Origin of the sequence: Streptomyces pseudogriseolus (genome assembly GCA_002154585.1) — a bacterium.
Taxonomy (GTDB): Bacteria; Actinomycetota; Actinomycetes; order Streptomycetales; family Streptomycetaceae; genus Streptomyces; species Streptomyces pseudogriseolus.
The window spans coordinates 1-18,246 of sequence record MUNG01000140.1 but is presented as its reverse complement, the minus strand read 5'-3'; the positions used below and the strand labels follow the sequence as shown (position 1 = coordinate 18,246).

The following is an 18,246-nucleotide window of genomic DNA, read 5'->3' as shown; positions in this document are numbered from 1 at the left end:
GTCGAGGGTGGCGGCCGCCAGGGTGCCGTGGGCGTCGACCGCCAGGGCGATCTCCGCGGCGGGCGGGAGGGGCGGGCCGGACTCGGTCCACCAGGCGCCCGCCTGTTCCTGCTCCGTCGGGTACGCCGCGAACGCCACCCGGCCGCTCGCCGAGCGCTGTGCGAGCACCGTGCAGTCGTGGCCGTCTATCTCGCAGCGCACGGCCGCGACCGGGCCGGGGCCCGCCGCCTGGAGCAGCGGCACCGGCTTGCCGCCGGGGCGCCAGGCGCACAACTCCCCGCCCTGGTCGGTGAAGAAGAGCGTGGTCCGCTCGGCGGACGTGCGCAGCGCGCGCAGGGTGCCGGGGCGGGCGGCGACGTCCGCGGTCTCGTCCCGGGTGGGCGTCCTGCCGGGCTCCTCCTGACGCCAGTGGAGTATGCGCTCCGGCGTGGCCGCGTAGACCTCGACCAGGCCCGACTCCCGGCTCGCGGCGGCGAGTTGGTCCTGGATGCTCGATCCCTTGAGGTCGCGCCACGGGTACCAGCCGCCCCGCTCCTTCTGCACCAGCAGGCTGACCCCGCCGCCCGCGTTGCGCACGAAGACGTACGCGCGCCTGCGGTCGTCCACGGCCACGGCCGGCGTGCCCGTGCGGTCGCCCCTGCCGTTGGGGTGGCCGACCGGGGACCAGTCGAGCGGGGCGAGCAGCGGGCGGAAGTGGGTGGAGTGCACCAGGCGGGACTCCCCCGTCCCGGCCTGCCGCCAGGAGACCAGGTGGGCGTATCCGTCGTCGCCCTGTCCCACGGCCGCGGGTCCCTGCTGGAGCCCCAGGTCACCGCCGATCCGGCGGAAGGGTTCCCAGGGGCCGCCGGGGGCGAGTTCCGCGCGGCACAGGACGGCGTCGTCCGATTTCAGATAGACGGTGAGGCGGCCGTCGCGGCCGCGGAGAAGCCAGTCGCCGTTCACCTGTTCACCTTACGCACTGCGGTCCGCCCCGTGGACGTCGGGATCCCGCCGTACGGCCGCCCCCGCGGGGGGATTGCCCGGGCTTGCGTGGGACCCTGACCGTATGGAAGAGGCCGGTTCCCTGCTCGTGATCGTCGACGCCGCGAACGTCGTGGGGTCGGTGCCCGACGGCTGGTGGCGGGACCGCCGGGGCGCCGCCGAGCGGCTGCGGGACCGTCTCGCGGAGCGGGGCGTGCCCGGTCACCCGGGGCCCGTGGAGATCGTGCTGGTGGTGGAGGGCGCGGCCCGGGGTGTGGAGCCGGTGCCGGGCGTCCGGGTGGCGGCGGCTCCCGGCAGCGGGGACGACCACATGGTGGCGCTGGTGGCCGAGGCGGGCGACCGTCCGGTGCTGGTCGTCACCGCCGACCGCGAGCTGCGCCGCCGGGTGACCGAGCTGGGCGCCGACGTCGCCGGGCCCCGTACCGTACGGCCCGCCCCGGGACGGGACTGAGGCCCGGTCACGCCGGGGGGCGGTCACGTGTACGTGCCGCGGCCCCGCACCCCCGGGAACGGACCGGGAGCGCGGGGCCGCGGGACGGTACGGCGGGTCAGGACGCCGGCGGCTTCGGCGGCGTCGGCTCCATGTCCTCCCCCGTCGCCATCCGGCTGTGCGTCCGGCTGTAGAGGAAGTAGACGACGAAGCCGATCGCCATCCAGATGCCGAACCGGACCCAGGTCTCGGCGGGCAGGTTGAGCATCAGCCACAGCGAGGCGCCCACCGACACGATCGGCAGCACCGGCACCCACGGCGTGCGGAACGCGCGGTGCAGGTCGGGGCGGGTGCGGCGGAGGATGATCACGCTGATCGCGACGATGACGAACGCGAACAGCGTGCCGATGTTCACCAGCGCGGCCAGTTCGTTGAGCGGGGTGAAGCCGGCCAGCACCGCGATGAGGACGCCGAGCAGGATGGTCGGCCGGTGCGGGGTCCTGAAGCGCGGGTGGACCCGGGAGAAGAACCGGGGCAGCAGCCCGTCGCGGCTCATCGCGAAGAACACCCGGGTCTGGCCGAGCAGCAGGATCATGCAGACGGTCGTCAGGCCGACGGCGGCGCCGAAGCTGATGAAGCCGGCGAACCAGGGATGCCCGGTGGCCTTGAACGCGTCCGCGAGCGGGGCGTCCACGGACAGTTCGGAGTAGTGCTGCATGCCGGTGACGACGAGCGACACCAGGACGTACAGCAGGGTGCAGATGAACAGCGAGCCGAGGATGCCACGGGGCATGTCACGCTGCGGGTTGCGGGTCTCCTCGGCGGCCGTGGCGACGATGTCGAAGCCGATGAACGCGAAGAACACCACGGACGCGGCGGTGAAGATGCCCATCACGCCGAAGTTGGCCGGGGCCCAGCCGAACATGAGCTGGATCAGCGGGGAGTCGAGACTCTGACCGGCCGGCACGGGCTTCTCGGCCGGGATGAACGGGTCGTAGTTGTCGGCGGTGATGAAAAAGGCGCCGGCGATGATCACGACCAGGACGACGGTCACCTTGATGGCGACGACGAGCGTGGTGACCCGGGCGGACAGCTTCATGCCGAGGACCAGGATGCCGGTGAGCACCAGCACCAGGACGGCGGCGAGGATGTCGAAGCCGAAGACGTCGGAGCCCTCGCGGCTGCCGAGCGCGGCGGGCATCTCCCACCCGGCGTTCTCCATCAGCGACTGGATGTAGCCCGACCAGCCGACGGCCACCACCGCCGTGCCGAGCGCGAACTCCAGGACCAGGTCCCAGCCGATGATCCAGGCCGGCAGCTCGCCCAGGGAGGCGTACGAGAACGTGTACGCGGAGCCGGCCACGGGGACGGTGGAGGCGAACTCGGCGTAGCAGAGCGCGGCGAGCGCGCAGACGACGCCGGCCACCACGAAGGCCAGGGCGGTGGCCGGCCCGGCGTTGTCCTTGGCGACCGTGCCGGTGAGGACGAAGATGCCGGTGCCGATGATGACACCGACACCGAAGACGGTCAGATCCAGCGCGGACAGGGATTTCTTGAGGGCGTGCTCGGGCTCCTCGGTGTCGCGGATGGACTGCTCGACCTTCTTCGTCCGGAAGAGGGGGCTTGTCACGGGTACCTCCCACGCTTGTCGTCCTCGACATGATCGAGAGGGGGCGTGATGCGTATGCCCCGGCGCGGGCGCCTTCACGCGAACGGGCCGCGCGCGCCACTCTTCACAGTGGCACGGGCGGCCCATCCGGACTACGTGGACGCGACGGCCCCGTGACGGCGTGTCGCGCGCGGACGGCGGGTCAGTCCCGGGCGGGCTCCACCGAGTCGACGGCGTCCGCGGAGGAACGCTCGTACCTGCCGTCCAGCTTGGCCACCAGGCCGGTGACCTGACGGGCGACGTCCGGGGCGGTCAGCCCGATCTCCGCCATGACCTCGGCACGCGAGGCGTGGTCGAGGAAGCGCGGCGGGATGCCGAAGTCGCGCAGCGGCATGTCCACCCCGGCGTCGCGCAGCGCCTGGGCGATCGCGGAGCCGACGCCGCCGACGCGCGAGTTGTCCTCGACGGTGACGACGACCCGGTGCTTCGCGGCGAGCGGGGCCATGGCCTCGTCGACGGGCTTGACCCAGCGCGGGTCGACGACGGTGGCGGAGATGCCCTGCCGGTCCAGCAGCGAGGCGATCTCCAGGCACATCGGGGCGAGCGCGCCCACGGAGACCAGCAGCACGTCGGGCGTGTCGGTGCCGGGCTCGCGCAGGACGTCCATGCCGCCGACGCGGCCCACGGCGGGCACCGCGGGGCCGACGGCGCCCTTGGAGAAGCGGACCACGGTGGGGGCGTCCTCGACCGCGACGGCCTCGCGGAGCTGGGCGCGGACCTGGTCGGCGTCGCGCGGGGCGGCGAGCCTGAGACCGGGCACGACCTGGAGGATCGACATGTCCCACATGCCGTTGTGGGAGGCGCCGTCGGTGCCGGTGATGCCGGCCCGGTCGAGCACGAACGTCACGCCGCACTTGTGCAGCGCCACGTCCATCAGCACCTGGTCGAATGCGCGGTTGAGGAAGGTGGCGTAGACGCCGACGACCGGGTGCACGCCGCCGGTGGCGAGGCCGGCGGCGGACACGGCGCCGTGCTGCTCGGCGATGCCGACGTCGTAGACGCGGTCGGGGAAGCGCTTGGCGAACTTGTCCAGGCCGACCGGCTGGAGCATGGCGGCGGTGATGGCGACGACGTCCTCGCGCTCCTCGCCGAGCCTGACCATCTCCTCGCCGAAGACGCTCGTCCAGTCGGCGCCGGAGGTGGCGATCGGCAGGCCCGTGTCGGGGTGGATCTTGCCGACGGCGTGGAAGCGGTCCGCCTCGTCCTGGAGGGCGGGCTGGTAGCCGCGGCCCTTCTCGGTGATGCAGTGCACGATCACCGGGCCGTTGAACCGCTTGGCGCGGGCCAGCGCGGACTCCAGGGCCTCGATGTCGTGGCCGTCGATGGGGCCGACGTACTTCAGGCCGAGGTCCTCGAACATGCCTTGCGGGGCGATGAAGTCCTTCAGGCCCTTCTTGGCGCCGTGCAGGGTGTCGTAGAGGGCCTGGCCGACGACCGGGGTGCGCTCCAGGAGGTCCTTGGTGCGGGTCAGGAAGCGCTCGTAGCCGTCGGTGGTGCGCAGGGTCGCCAGGTGGTTGGCGAGGCCGCCGATGGTGGGCGAGTAGGAGCGCTCGTTGTCGTTGACGACGATGACCAGCGGGCGGTCCTTGGCGTCGGCGATGTTGTTGAGCGCCTCCCAGGCCATGCCGCCGGTGAGGGCGCCGTCGCCGATGACGGCGACGACATGGCTGTCGTCCCGCTCCATGAGCTGGTTGGCCTTGGCGATGCCGTCGGCCCAGCCCAGCACGGTGGAGGCGTGGCTGTTCTCGATGACGTCGTGCTCGGACTCGGCCTGCGAGGGGTAGCCGGACAGGCCGCCCTTCATCTTCAGCTTGGAGAAGTCCTGCCGTCCGGTCAGCAGCTTGTGCACGTAGGACTGGTGGCCGGTGTCGAAGAGGACCTTGTCCTTCGGCGACTCGAAGACCCGGTGCAGGGCGATGGTGAGCTCCACCACACCGAGGTTGGGGCCGAGGTGGCCGCCGGTCTTGGAGACCGCGTCGACGAGGAAGGTCCGGATCTCCCCGGCCAGCTGGTCGAGCTCCTCGAGGGTGAGCCGGTCCAGATCGCGCGGTCCCCTGATGCGGGTCAGCAGCGGCACCCGTGCCTCCTTGCAGTAGAGCTGATCGAGCTGTTGCCGGGCGGGTCGAGTCTAATCTTCCGCTCACCCGATCGTCCCCGGGGCGGTGCGTCGCACATCACCCGTTCGGAGGTACCTCCGTAGAACGCACCTGTGCCCGGCACCTGAAAAGGCACCGGGCACGAGGTGACGCCCAAGGGGGCGCGGGACCGAGTCGACATGCGGCTCCGCCGCGCGGGCGCGAACAACCACAGCGCACCCGCAGACGGACGACCAGGCCCGCCCCGCGGTTTTCTGCTAGGCCCGCCCCGCCGTCTTCTGCGTCTTCCGAGTGATCGCGTCGATGACGACCGTGGCGAGAAGAACACCACCGGTGATCATGTACTGCACCGGAGAGGCGATGCCCTCCAGCGCCAGCCCGTACTGGATGGACACGATGACCATCACACCGAGCAGCGCGTCCCACGTGCGGCCACGGCCACCGAAGAGCGACGTACCGCCGATCACCGCGGCGGCGATGACGTTCATCAGGAACTCACCGGTACCGGCGCCCTGGTTCGCGGAGGCGATCTTCGAGGCGACGAACAGACCGCCCATCGCGGCGAAGGTGCCGGCGATGGCGAAGACCGAGATGCGGATCAGCTCGACGTTGATACCGGCACGGCGGGACGCCTCGACGCTGCCGCCGAGCGCGAACACCTTGCGGCCGTACGAGGTGCGGCGCAGCACGAAGTCCGTGAGGACCAGGAAGGCCAGGAAGATCACCACGGCCAGGGGCAGGCCCTTGTACTGGTTGAACACGACCGCGACGGCGAAGGCCAGGATCGCGAGCAGCACCGTCCGGACGATGATCTCGTTCAGCGGGCGGGAGGGCACCCCGGCGGCCTCGCGGCGGCGGTTGTCGAAGAACGCGGCGAGGAAGTACGCCACGGTCGCGAGCAGCGCCAGACCGTAGGCCGCGGCCACGTCGCTGAAGTAGTAGCTGGTCAGCTTGACGACCAGGCCCTCGGAGTCGAGGTTGATCGTGCCGTTGTCGCCGAGGATCTGGAGCATGAAGCCCTGCCAGAACAGCAGGCCGGCCAGGGTGACGGCGAAGGCGGGCACGCCGATCCGGGCGAAGATGAAGCCGTGGATCGCGCCGGCGACCGTGCCGGTGAGGATCGCCAGGACGAGGGCGAGTATCTCGTTCATGCCGTGCGTGATGTTCAGCACGGCGAACGTGGCGCCCGCGACACCGCTGACGGAACCGACCGACAGGTCGATCTCGCCGAGCAGCAGGACGAAGACGATGCCGACGGCGATCATGCCGGTGCCGACCATGGCGACGGACATGTCGGAGAAGTTGCCGGCGGTGAGGAAGTTGCCGTTCAGGCTGGTGAAGATGGCCCAGATGACCAGCAGGCCGACCACCACGGGGATGGAGCCGAGGTCACCCGCCTTCATCTTCCGCTTGAACTCGTTCCAGTAGCCCATCAGGCCCTGTTCGCGCACCAGCAGCCGGGGGTCGACCGCGGTGACCGCCTTGGCGGCCGCGTCGGGGTTCGCCACGGAGTGTTCCTCGGCGGTGGGGGTGGAGGTCTTCTCGGTGCTCACTTCTTGATCTCCCCATTGGTGCGCGCCGCACGACGGGTCACGGCGTTGTCCGTGGCGCCCGTGATGGCGGAGATGATTTCTTCCTGCGAGGTCGACTTGACCTCGAAGACGCCGTTGTTGCGCCCGAGGCGCAGGACGGCGACCTTGTCCGCCACGGCCTTCACGTCCGCCATGTTGTGGCTGATGAGAATGACCGCGTGGCCGCGCTCGCGCAGCCGCTCGACCAGGTCGAGGACCTGCGCGGTCTGCTCGACGCCGAGGGCCGCGGTGGGCTCGTCCAGGATGACCAGCTTGGGCTCGCCGAGCATGGACCGGGCGATGGCGACCACCTGGCGCTGACCACCGGACAGCGAGGCGATCGGGATGCGGACGCTGGGGATGCGGATCGACAGGGTGTCGAGGAGCTCGCGGGAGCGGCGCTCCATCTCGACCTCGTCCAGGACGCCGCGCCTGCGCAGCTCCCGGCCCAGGTAGAGGTTGCCGACGACGTCGATGTTGTCGCACAGCGCGAGGTCCTGGTACACCGTCGCGATGCCCAGGTTCTGGGCGTCGTGCGGCTTGCTGATCTGCACGGGCTTGCCGTCCCACTCGATGACGCCCTCATCGATGGGATGCACGCCGGCGATCGTCTTGACCAGCGTGGACTTTCCGGCGCCGTTGTCGCCCACCAGGGCGACCACTTCACCGGCGTGGACCTCAAGCTCGACGTCGGTGAGCGCCTGGACGGCACCGAACCGCTTGGAGACCCCGCGCAACGCCAGCACGGGCGTAGCGGACACGTGAACCATCTCCTTCGCCGCCTGACCCGGCGGGAGGTTGTGCAAGGGATTGGGGGGATGTTCCGTCCGGCGCCCCGCGTAGCTTGCGGGGCTGGTGTGTGCGGGGCGCCGGCGGAAGCGCGTGGCAGTCGTCCCGTCAGGGAGTCCGGGTCTGCGGACTCCCTTTTTCAACGGGATGCGGACTGCTTACTTGAGGCCGATCTTGTCGCAGGCGGCCTTGTACTTGCCCGTGCAGATCTCCTGGACGGTGTAGATGCCGTCCTTGATCACGGTGTCGTTGATGTTGTCCTTGGTCAGCGACACGACCGGGACGATCACCGACGGGACCCCCTTGGTGGTGGGGCTGTCGACCTTGTCCTTGGCGATGGAGTCCAGCGACTTGCCCTGGGCCAGCGCGACGGCCATCTCCGCGGCGACGTTCGCCTCCTGCGGGTACGGCTTGTAGACGCTCATGTACTGCTCACCGGTGACGATGCGCTGCACGCCCGCGAGCTCGGCGTCCTGGCCGGTGACCGGGATGTTGTTCAGGCCGGCGGCCTTGAGGGCGGTGATGATGCCGCCCGCCATGCCGTCGTTGGCGGAGTAGACGCCGACGATCTTGTCCTTGCCGAGGGCGGAGATGGCGCCCTCCATGTTGGCGTTGGCGTTCTCGGGCTTCCACTCCTTGGTGTCGTACTCGCGCCCGATCTTGACCTTGCCGTCGAGGACGGAGTGCGCGCCCTCCTTGAACATGGCGGCGTTCGGGTCCGTGGAGGAGCCGTTCATCATGACGATCTGGCCGCTCTTGGCCTTCGCGCCCAGCGCCTGGAGCAGGGCCTCGCCCTGCGTCTTGCCGACGGTCACGTTGTCGAACGACGTGTAGGCGTCGATCGGGCCCTCGGCGAGGCGGTCGTAGGCCACGACCGGGATGCCGGCGTCCTTGGCCTTCTTCACGGAGCCGGCGATGGCCTTGGAGTCCACCGCGTCCACGATGAGCACGTCCACCTTGTTGGTGACCATCGTGTCGACCTGCTGGTTCTGCAGGCTGGCGTCCTGCTTGGCGTTGGCGTAGACGACCTCGCCCTTGTTGTTCGTGAGCTCCTTGACCTTCTTCTCGATCAAGGGCTTGTCGAGCTTCTCGTACCGCGCGGTCTGGTTCTCCGGCAGGAGCAGACCGACCTTGATGTTGTCGCCCTTGGCGGCGGAGTCGCCGGAGTCGCTCTTGTCGCCGGACTCGGCGGCGCTGCCACAGGCGGCGAGCGAGACGGCCATCGCACCCGCGGCGATGGCGAAGGCGGCACGACGCATACGCGTGTTCACTTCTACAAACCTCCCTGACGAGGCCGCGTCGTTGCGGCCGAGGTGGCTGGAAGTCAACTCGGCCACACGTGCGACGTCAAGAAGTAAATCCTTAACGAGATGGCAACGGTGCCATCCGTTCTCTAAGTGAAGGCAGGGGTGGAGGCCGCGAGGGACCCCGTCGCCGTACCGTCCAGAAGGGTCGAATCGCCCATCTCGCTCAGCGCCAGGGCGAGCGCCCCGAGCACCTCGGCGCGGCCCCCAAGTGCCCCGGGAAGTACGGTCAGTTGGCGCGCGGCACTGGGGATGGCGTAGCGTCCCACGGACTCCCTTATGGGGCCAAGGACCAGCTCGCCGGCCTCGGCAAGATCGCCGCCGAGCACGACCCGGCTCGGGTTCAGGAGGTTGCAGAGATTGGCGACACCGCTGCCGATGTGGCGGCCCACGTCGGCGACCACGCGGCGGCATCCCGGGTCGCCGTCCCTGGCCAGCCGTACGACGCCTTCCATGGTCAGGTCGGTGCCGTGGCTGGGCTGGAGCAGCGGCAGGACGTAGCGCGCGGCCGTGAAGGTCTCCAGGCAGCCGCGGTTGCCGCAGCGGCAGACCGGGCCGGCCTCGTCGAGGGTGATGTGGCCGATCTCGCCGGCCGTGCCGCCCGGGCCGCGGTAGATCTTCCCGCTGATCACCAGGCCGGCGCCGACACCGCTGGCGACCTTGATGTACGCCAGGTCGCGCACGCCCCGGCCGCTGCCCCAGACCATCTCGCCGAGGGCGCCGAGGTTGGCGTCGTTGTCCACGTGCACCGGCACGCCGAGCCGCCCCCGCAGCTCCTCGGCGGGCCGGGTCCCGGACCAGCCGGGGAGGATCGCGGTGGACCCGAGGGTGCCGGACTCCACGTCGATCGGCCCGGGCACGCCGAGGCCGACGCCGGCGACCTTGGAGCGGTCCACGCCGGTGGCCTCGATCAGCCGGTTGACCAGCTGTTCCGCCCGGTCGAGGCCCTGGGCCGAGGAGGCGTCCACGTCCAGCGGCTCGGACTCCTCGGCGAGGACCTGATGGGCGAGGTTCCCGACCGCGACCCGCAGATGGGTGTGCCCGAAGTCGACCCCGACGACGATGCCGGCGTCCCCGCTCAGCGAGACGCTGCGGGCCCGGCGTCCCCCGGCCGAGGTGGGGGTCACCTCGACCGTGCCGCCCTCCTTCAGTTCCCGGACGATGTTGGAGACCGTGGCCGCGGACAGGCCGGTCGTCCTCGCGATCTCGGCCTGGGTCAGGGAACCCGCCAGACGTACTGCTCGGACGACCCGCTCCAGGTTGGCTCGATGCAGCGACGACTGCGACCCCGGAGTCTCCATTGACTCTCACCCTCATCCCTGGCCCGCGTCACCGTGGGGCGACGAGGCCTTGTACAAGTTATGAAGTCCAAGCTCCGCTGAATCGCCCAGTGCCGTCAAGACCTTGACAGAAATCGGTTCCAGCCCGTGCCCGGCCGGCTACCCGGGGTGCGCCACAGGGGTCCGGCCCCGGAGAGCTGTCTCTCCGGGGCCGGACCCCTGTGCACGGCGGGTGGAGCGGCGGCGGGTGTCAGCGGAAGGTTCCCTGGGACACCGAACCGGCGATCCGCCGCTGGAAGACGCAGTACACGATCAGTACGGGCACCACCGTGATCACGATCGCCGCGAACAGCGCCCCGTAGTCGATGTCGTAGACCTGTGAGGAGGCGTAGGCGGCCATGCCCTGGGTGAGGACCCACATGTCCTGGTCGGTGTTGAGCGCCACCGGCAGCAGGAACTGGTTCCACAGGCCCAGGAAGTTGAAGATCGCCACGGCCGCCATGCCCGGACGGGCCATCGGCAGCATCACCTGGAAGAACGCCCGCCAGTCCCCGGCGCCGTCGATCAGCGCGGCCTCGTACACGTCGTGCGGCAGCGACCGGAAGAACGCGTAGAGGAAGAACATCGTGAACGGCAGCGCGAACGCGACATAGGTGAGGATCAGCCCGGGACGCGTGTTCAGCAGCCCGAAATTCTGCAGCTGGAAGAAAAGCGGAACGATGGCCAGGAAGACCGGGAACGTCAGGCCGGCGAGCATCACGTAGTAGATCAGCCGGCGGCCGGGGAATTCGAACCGGGCGAGTACGTAGGCGCACATCGCGCCGAGCAGCATCACCAGGATCAGCGCCGAGACCACGACGATCACGGAATTCAGGAAGTACCGTCCGATGCTCGCGTCGGTCCACGCGTTCGCGTAGTTCTCGAACCGCCAGTGTTCCGGCAGCGAGAACGGCGACGAGAGGATTTCGCCGGTCGATTTGAACGACGACATCAGCACCCACAGCATGGGCACGATCACGATCACGGACCACACGATCAGCAGGGCGTGCGAGATCGCCGCGAATCTGCGGTCGCCGCTCACGGCCACGCGCGTCAGCTTCCGGTCCTTCACCGGTTCACGGTCACCGACCGGCTTCCGGTCGGCGGCGACGACGCTCACCCGGCACCTCCCTCGGCCGCGGCACGCCGGGCCTTGGACCCGGGTGCCTTCCTCTTGCTCTCGCCCTCGCCGCCGCCCGTGAGGCGGTTGACGAGGAACACCAGCGCCGCGAACACCAGGGTGACGACGGCGAGGACGACGCCCATCGCGGTGGCGTAGCCGAACTGCTGCTTGGCGAAAGCGACGTTGAACAGACGCTGGCTGATGGTCAGGGTCGAGTTGTCCGGGCCGCCGTTCGGCACCATCGCCTGGACGTAGACGAACGCGTCGAGGGCGGCGATGCCCAGGTAGATGTACGCCGTCTGCACGCTGTCCCGGATCGCCGGCAGGGTGATCGAGACGGTGGTGCGCAGCCGCCCGGCCCCGTCGATCCTCGCCGCCTCGTACAGCTCGGCGGGGACGCCCTTGATCGCGGCGATGAAGAGCACCGCGTAGAACCCGACGAGCCCCCAGATGATGACGAACATCACGGCCGGCATCGCCGTGGCCTTCTCGCCCAGCCACGCGAACGTGTCGAACCGGTCGAGGCCGAGGCCCGTGAGGACGCCGTTGAGCAGGCCGGCGTTCGGGTCGTACATCTGCGCCCAGATCAGACCGACGATGATCGCCGGCACGACGTAGGGGAAGAACGAGATGATCCGGTAGAACGACGCTCCGCGGATTCCCCGGACGGGGCCCTTGCTGGGCCCTCCCAGGGTGATGGCCACGGCGACCCCGAGGGCGAGCGTCAGCGTCACCAGCGGCACGAAGACCGCGAGAAGTGCGACGTTGCGCAACGCCTTCAGGAAGATGTCGTCCTGGAACATCTTCGTGAAATTGTCGAGGCCGACGAAGTTGTAGTCGGGGCTGAAGCCGCGCCAGTCGGTCATCGCCCAGAAGATCGCCTGGCCGAACGGGATCAGGACGAAGATCACGAAGATGGCCAGCGGGACACCGAGGAACGCGAGGAAGAACGTCACCCGGTCGAACGTGAGCTTGCGGCGCCGTGGCCGCCCACCGCGAGCGGCCGGCTCGGGCCGGCGGCTCGCGGTCTTGGCAGTGGGGATCGTGTCCTTCATCGCGGTGCTAGCTGACCTTGACCTTGTCGACGGAGTCGTCCTCCCGGACCTTGTCGGAGATCTTCTGCAGGGCCGAGGTCAGCCCCTTGCCGTCGAGGTCACCGGCGAGGAACGAGTTCCACGGCACCAGCTGGTCGGTGTTCATCCCGTAGGTCTCGACGAACATGTAGTTGAAGATGTTGGTGCCCGCGGCCTCCAGCATCGTCGTCTGCGAGACGAGGGCCGTCGATCCGTAACCGTCGGCGGGCACGGTGCCCTTGACGATCGTCGGGGCCAGCTTGGTTTTGGAGAAGTTGGCGGCCGCCTTCTCCGACAGCATCGCCCGCAGCACCTCCTTGGCGCCGGCCGGGTTCTTGCCCTGCGCGGGCACGATGAACGGCTCGCCGGCGGCGGCGCGGAGCGACTCGTAGGGCAGCGCCGGCTTGTCGGTGAGCGTCATCGACGGGAAGCCGGTCATCTGGAAGTCGGCCTTCGTGGCCTTCTTCATCTCGTTCTCGATCCAGCCGCCGGACGGGTAGAGCAGCGCCTTCTGGTCGTTGCTCCAGATCGCCTGCGCCTTCTGGAACTGGGTGCCGGAGCCGCCGGGGACGAACATCTTCTGCCTCACCATGGTCTCCATGACCTTGATGACGCCCTGGATGGCCGGGTGCGACCAGCAGCCCTTCTCCAGGTTCTCCAGGCCGAGCCGGACCTCGTCGCCGCCCTCCTTGATCGCCGAGTCGATCAGGAGCGTGCGGTAGTAGGTCGCCGCCTCCTTGCCGTGGACGAAGAGGTACTTGCCCTTCTTCTTCGCCTGCTGGCCGAGGTCGAGCGCCTCGTCCCAGGTCTTCGGCGGGGTCCAGCCGTTCTCCTCGAAGAGCGTCTTCGAGTACCAGACGCCGTACACGGTCATCACGTAGTTGAGCGCGACGAACTTGTCCCGGAACGTGCCGGGGGTCTTGACGCCGGGGTAGACGATGTCGGCGATCTTCTTGCCCTCGTAGGTGTTGGCCTCGAAGAGGTCGTCGAGTTCCTCCAGCTGGTCGAGGATGCCGAGGAAGCCGATCTGGTCCTCACCGGAGTTGTCGATGAGGTCCGGCGGGTTGCCGCCGACGAAGCGCGGCTGGAGCTGGGGGGCGATGTCGACGACCGGCTTGACCTGCACCTCGAGGCCCTTGACCTGGCTGCCGAGCACCTGGTTGGTGTAGTCGACGTAGTCGGTGCCGTAGCCGCCGTCGAAAATGGCCGCCTCGACCGTGGAGTTCGCGGCGACGCCGAACGGATTCGTGGCGCTCTTCTCGCCCTTCGGGCCGCTGCCGCCGTCGCCGTCCTTGCTGGAGGGAGAACTGCACGCCGCCGCGAACGAGCCCATCGCCGCGGTGGCGATGGCCCCGCGCAGGAGCGTCCGCCTGTCAAGGGAGCCGGCACGAATGGTCATCTCTGCATCCTCACTGATCGGTTGGCTCTGTACGGGTGTGCTGCGTGTGCGCCCGCCGTGGCCGGACCGGTGCTGCGCCGGCCGCACGGAAGGCGTGGTCGCCGTCGTCTCGGAGCCGCCGTGCGGCGCCGGTGATCAGCTGAGCGATGCCGGCACGGAAGTCGCCGGGGCCGGGGCGGAGTTCGCACTCCGCCTGATCAGATCGCAATGGCCTACTGCGCCGGAAAGGGATCCCATGCTCAAGTCCTCGCCTTCTCCAGGACTCAGGCGGTGAACCGGATCCTTCCCGGCACCGCGTTCGGGTCAAGCTGGGTCGTGCAGGAGGTGCGGCTGGTACTGGTCGGGTGGGTGAAGATTGCCCCGGAGTGCCGACAGGTATAGTCCACTTCACGCCGACGGAGCAAGATCGAATGCAAGGTTCCCCTTACGTCTTTTCCGAGTTGAGACCTCGCGGAAATAAGAGCCCTGGGCACCTTCCGGGACGGAAATGTCCCCGTCATCACCCGCCAATGCCACAAACAACCCCTTGACATCACGGGCCACTTGACCCACTACTGGTCCTTGCGGTCTGCAATTGACAACGTTGTCCAGCGCAGGGAGGGTGCTCGCGCATGCAACAGAGGGTTCGACACAGATGGGGGACGGCGGTCGTCGCGACGACCGCCTTCGCTTTGGCCGCGGGCTCACAGAGCGTCGCCGTGGCGCTGCCCGAGGCGCCGCGGAAGGCCGACCGGGAGTTCTCCTCGTCGTTCGAGGCCGGGGACCCCGCCCCGGACTGGCAGAACACCGTCGACACCACGCGGGGCGGCCAGAAGCGCGCCTCGGGCGTGGACGGCGGTTACAGCTCGGGCATCCCGGGCAACGTCACCGACCATGTCACGGACGTCCGCGCCAGCGCGGAGAACACCGGCGGCGGGGAGGTGAAGGAGAACCTCGTCGACGGCGAGCCGAGCAGCAAGTGGCTGGCGTTCGAGTCCACCGGCTGGGTGGAGTTCGACCTGGACGCCCCCGCCAAGGTGCTCCGTTACGCCCTCACGTCCGCCAACGACGCCGCCGAGCGCGACCCGAGGGACTGGACCCTCAAGGGCTCCACGGACGGCGCGAACTGGACGACCCTCGACACCCGCTCGGGCGAGACGTTCGCGGAACGCTTCCAGACCAAGATCTACGACATCGACGCCTCCGCGGTCGCCGAGTACCGGCACTTCCGGCTGGAGATCACCAAGAACGGCAGCGGCAACATAGTCCAGCTCGCCGACGTCCAGTTCTCCACCGGCGACGACGAGGCGCCGATACCGCAGGACATGCTCTCGCTGGTCGACCGCGGCCCCACCGGCTCGCCGACGGCCAAGGCGGGCGCCGGGTTCACCGGCAAGCGCGCCCTGCGCTACGCCGGCCGGCACACCAGCGACGGGCGGGCGTACTCGTACAACAAGGTGTTCGACGTCAACACGAAGGTCGAGCGGGACACCGAACTGTCGTACCGCATCTTCCCGTCGATGGCGGACGGCGACCTCGACTACGACTCCACCAACGTCTCCGTCGACCTCGCCTTCACCGACGGCACCTATCTGAGCGACCTGCGCGCCACCGACCAGCACGGCTTCCCGCTCACCCCGCAGGGGCAGGGCGCGTCGAAGATCCTGTACGTCAACCAGTGGAACAACGTGGTCTCCCGGATCGGCTCGGTGGCGGCCGGCAAGACCGTCGACCGGATCCTGGTGGCGTACGACTCCCCCAAGGGCGAGACCAAGTTCCGCGGCTGGCTGGACGACGTGTCGCTGAAGCCGGTCAAGCCCGAGCGGCCGAAGGCCCACCTCTCCGACTACGCGGTGACGACCCGGGGCACCAACTCCAGCGGCAGCTTCTCGCGCGGCAACAACTTCCCCGCGACGGCCGTGCCGCACGGCTTCAACTTCTGGACCCCGGTCACCAACGCCGGTTCGCTGAGCTGGCTGTACGACTACGCGCGCGGCAACAACGCGGACAACCTGCCGACGATCCAGGCGTTCAGCGCGAGCCACGAGCCGAGCCCCTGGATGGGCGACCGGCAGACCTTCCAGGTGATGCCGTCCGCCGCCTCCGGCACCCCGGACCTGGACCGTGAGAAGCGCGAACTGGCGTTCCGGCACGAGAACGAGACCGCCCGGCCGTATTACTACGGGGTGCGGTTCGAGAACGGCCTGAAGGCCGAGATGGCGCCGACCGACCACGCGGCGGCGATGCGCTTCACCTTCCCCGGCGACGACGCGAGCGTGCTCTTCGACAACGTCACCGACCAGGCCGGCCTGACCCTCGACGAGGAGAACGGCACCTTCACCGGCTACTCGGACGTCAAGTCCGGGCTGTCCACGGGCGCCACCCGGCTGTTCGTCTACGGCGAGTTCGACAAGAAGGTCACCGAGGGCGACGCGAGCGGCGTCAAGGGCTATCTGCGCTTCGACGCCGGCAAGGACCGCACGGTCACCCTGCGCCTGGCCACCTCGCTGATCAGCGTGGACCAGGCGAAGGACAACCTGCGCCAGGAGATCGGCGAGCGCACCTCCTTCGACAAGGTCAAGCGCGACGCCCGGAAGCAGTGGGACAAGATCCTCGGCAAGGTCGAGGTCGAGGGCGCCACGCCGGACCAGCTGACCACGCTCTACTCGAGCCTGTACCGGCTGTACCTGTACCCGAACTCGGGCTTCGAGAAGGTCGACGGGAAGGACAAGTACGCCTCCCCGTTCTCGAGGATGGTCGAGCAGGACACGCCGACCCACACGGGCGCGAAGATCGTGGACGGCAAGGTCTACGTCAACAACGGATTCTGGGACACCTACCGGACGACCTGGCCGGCGTACTCCTTCCTCACCCCGTCCAAGGCCGGTGAGCTGGTCGACGGCTTCGTGCAGCACTACAAGGACGGCGGCTGGACCTCCCGCTGGTCCTCCCCCGGCTACGCGGACCTGATGACCGGTACCTCCTCGGACGTCGCCTTCGCGGACGCCTACGTCAAGGGCGTCGACGGCTTCGACGCGAAGGCCGCGTACGACGCGGCGGTGAAGAACGCCACCGTGGTGCCCCCGTCGTCCGGTGTGGGCCGCAAGGGCATGGCGACCTCGCCGTTCCTCGGCTACACCAGCACCGAGACCCACGAGGGCCTCTCCTGGGCCCTGGAGGGCTACCTCAACGACTACGGCATCGCCAAGATGGGCGAGGCCCTCTACAAGAAGACCGGCGAGAAGCGCTACAAGGAGGAGTCCGCGTACTTCCTCAACCGGGCGCAGGACTACGTCAACCTGTTCGACTCCGAGGCCGGCTTCTTCCAGGGCCGTGACCTCAAGGGCGACTGGCGGGTGAAGTCCTCCGAGTACGACCCGCGGGTCTGGGGCTACGACTACACGGAGACCAACGGCTGGGGCTACGCGTTCACCGCCGCCCAGGACAGCCGGGGCCTCGCCAACCTGTACGGCGGGCGCAAGGGCCTCGCCGACAAGCTGGACGAGTACCTCTCCACGCCCGAGACGGCCTCCCCGGACCTCAAGGGCAGCTACGGCGGCGTCATCCACGAGATGATCGAGGCGCGCGACGTGCGGATGGGCATGTACGGCCACTCCAACCAGGTGGCCCACCACGCCCTGTACATGTACGACGCGGCCGGGCAGCCCTGGAAGACGCAGAAGAACGTGCGCGAGGTGCTGTCCCGCCTCTACACCGGCAGCGAGATCGGGCAGGGCTACCACGGCGACGAGGACAACGGCGAGCAGTCCGCCTGGTACCTGTTCTCCTCGCTCGGCTTCTACCCGCTCGTGATGGGCAGCGGCGAGTACGCCATCGGCTCCCCGCTGTTCACGAAGGTCACCGTGCACCTGGAGAACGGCCGCGAGCTGGTCGTCAAGGCGCCGAAGAACAGCGCGAAGAACGTCTACGTGCAGGGGTTGAAGGTCAACGGCAAGCGCTGGAACTCCACGGCGCTGCCGCACTCGGCGATCGCCAAGGGCGGCGTCCTGGAGTTCGACATGGGCCCGCGCCCGTCGTCGTGGGGCACCGGCAAGAACGCCGCGCCGGTCTCGATCACCCAGGACGACGAGGTGCCCACGCCCCGCGAGGACGCGGTGAAGGGCGAGGGCCCGCTGTTCGACAACACCTCGGCGACCGGCGCCACGGTGACCGAGGTCGACCTGCCCGTGGAGAAGGCCGCCACGGCGGTCCAGTACACGCTGACCTCCACGGAGGCCGCGAAGGCGCCCACCGGCTGGGTGCTTCAGGGCTCCGCGGACGGGAAGACCTGGCAGGACCTGGACCGGCGGACGGACGAGTCCTTCCGCTGGGACAAGCAGACCCGGGCCTTCTCGATCGCCGCACCGAAGCCGTACGCGCACTACCGGCTGGTGCTGACGGGTGAGGCGTCACTGGCGGAGGTGGAACTGCTGAGCTGAGCCGAGCGGCACGCGGCGGGCCCGGACCTGAGCGGTCCGGGCCCGCCGGTTTTTTTGGGGGGTGGGGCGGTGGG

General features: G+C 69.2%; 12 protein-coding genes. 2 read left to right on the top strand and 10 right to left on the bottom strand.

The genetic code is table 11. The features are described from left to right. The coding region (locus CCN29_RS14285; RefSeq protein WP_086682244.1) for a PLL family lectin at positions 1–942 on the bottom strand (942 nt) is incomplete at its 3' end. A 103-nt stretch (positions 943–1,045) separates the two neighbouring features. On the opposite strand from CCN29_RS14285, the gene CCN29_RS14280 reads away from it, so the two are divergent. Further along, positions 1,046–1,432 carry a PIN domain-containing protein gene (locus tag CCN29_RS14280; protein WP_006135955.1) on the top strand — a complete coding sequence of 129 codons (387 nt, stop codon included), beginning with the start codon at positions 1,046–1,048 and terminating at the stop codon, positions 1,430–1,432. 97 nt (positions 1,433–1,529) lie between these two features. Here the strand turns inward: CCN29_RS14280 and CCN29_RS14275 are convergent, their stop codons facing one another. The 9 genes from CCN29_RS14275 to ngcE all read right to left on the bottom strand — a co-directional run bounded on the left by CCN29_RS14275 (position 1,530) and on the right by ngcE (position 13,688). Then, a complete protein-coding gene (locus CCN29_RS14275; protein WP_006135954.1) occupies positions 1,530–3,041 on the bottom strand; it encodes an amino acid permease in 1,512 nt (503 codons plus the stop codon). A gap of 181 nt (positions 3,042–3,222) precedes the next feature. Continuing rightward, positions 3,223–5,157: a 1-deoxy-D-xylulose-5-phosphate synthase gene (gene dxs / locus CCN29_RS14270; protein WP_086682241.1), complete on the bottom strand. Its 1,935-nt coding sequence runs from the start codon at positions 5,155–5,157 to the stop codon at positions 3,223–3,225. Positions 5,158–5,433: 276 nt separating this feature from the next. Further along, positions 5,434–6,729 (bottom strand): sugar ABC transporter permease, encoded by a 1,296-nt coding sequence (locus tag CCN29_RS14265; protein WP_006135952.1) that lies wholly within the window; start codon positions 6,727–6,729, stop codon positions 5,434–5,436. Then, a complete protein-coding gene (locus CCN29_RS14260; protein WP_006135951.1) occupies positions 6,726–7,517 on the bottom strand; it encodes an ATP-binding cassette domain-containing protein in 792 nt (263 codons plus the stop codon). The genes CCN29_RS14265 and CCN29_RS14260 overlap by 4 nt, the downstream gene beginning before the upstream one ends. Before the next feature lie 177 nt (positions 7,518–7,694). Further along, positions 7,695–8,795 carry an ABC transporter substrate-binding protein gene (locus tag CCN29_RS14255; RefSeq protein ID WP_189405280.1) on the bottom strand — a complete coding sequence of 367 codons (1,101 nt, stop codon included), beginning with the start codon at positions 8,793–8,795 and terminating at the stop codon, positions 7,695–7,697. Between the two features lie 134 nt (positions 8,796–8,929). Further along, positions 8,930–10,141, bottom strand: a complete 1,212-nt coding sequence (locus CCN29_RS14250; protein ID WP_006135949.1) for an ROK family transcriptional regulator — start codon at positions 10,139–10,141, stop codon at positions 8,930–8,932. A 229-nt stretch (positions 10,142–10,370) separates the two neighbouring features. Further along, the gene (locus tag CCN29_RS14245) at positions 10,371–11,279 is read right to left on the bottom strand and encodes a carbohydrate ABC transporter permease (RefSeq protein ID WP_006135948.1); all 909 of its coding nucleotides are present in this window, start codon (positions 11,277–11,279) and stop codon (positions 10,371–10,373) included. Beyond that, the gene (locus tag CCN29_RS14240) at positions 11,276–12,337 is read right to left on the bottom strand and encodes a carbohydrate ABC transporter permease (RefSeq protein ID WP_006135947.1); all 1,062 of its coding nucleotides are present in this window, start codon (positions 12,335–12,337) and stop codon (positions 11,276–11,278) included. The genes CCN29_RS14245 and CCN29_RS14240 overlap by 4 nt, the downstream gene beginning before the upstream one ends. A 7-nt stretch (positions 12,338–12,344) precedes the next feature. After that, on the bottom strand, positions 12,345–13,688 hold the full coding sequence (ngcE, locus tag CCN29_RS14235) for an N-acetylglucosamine/diacetylchitobiose ABC transporter substrate-binding protein (protein WP_037817186.1): 1,344 nt from the start codon (positions 13,686–13,688) through the stop codon (positions 12,345–12,347). 677 nt (positions 13,689–14,365) lie between these two features. Between ngcE and CCN29_RS14230 the strand changes: the two genes are divergently transcribed. After that, a complete protein-coding gene (locus CCN29_RS14230; protein ID WP_086682235.1) occupies positions 14,366–18,172 on the top strand; it encodes a GH92 family glycosyl hydrolase in 3,807 nt (1,268 codons plus the stop codon). Positions 18,173–18,246: the final 74 nt, after the last annotated feature.

Coding starts and splice junctions, on each gene's coding strand:
- ngcE (WP_037817186.1), bottom strand. CDS start 13,688: ATGGGCTCGTTCGCGGCGGCGTGCAGTTCTCCCTCCAGCAAGGACGGC.
- CCN29_RS14230 (WP_086682235.1), top strand. CDS start 14,366: ATGCAACAGAGGGTTCGACACAGATGGGGGACGGCGGTCGTCGCGACG.
- CCN29_RS14260 (WP_006135951.1), bottom strand. CDS start 7,517: ATGGTTCACGTGTCCGCTACGCCCGTGCTGGCGTTGCGCGGGGTCTCC.
- CCN29_RS14240 (WP_006135947.1), bottom strand. CDS start 12,337: ATGAAGGACACGATCCCCACTGCCAAGACCGCGAGCCGCCGGCCCGAG.
- CCN29_RS14255 (WP_189405280.1), bottom strand. CDS start 8,795: ATGCGTCGTGCCGCCTTCGCCATCGCCGCGGGTGCGATGGCCGTCTCG.
- CCN29_RS14250 (WP_006135949.1), bottom strand. CDS start 10,141: ATGGAGACTCCGGGGTCGCAGTCGTCGCTGCATCGAGCCAACCTGGAG.
- CCN29_RS14280 (WP_006135955.1), top strand. CDS start 1,046: ATGGAAGAGGCCGGTTCCCTGCTCGTGATCGTCGACGCCGCGAACGTC.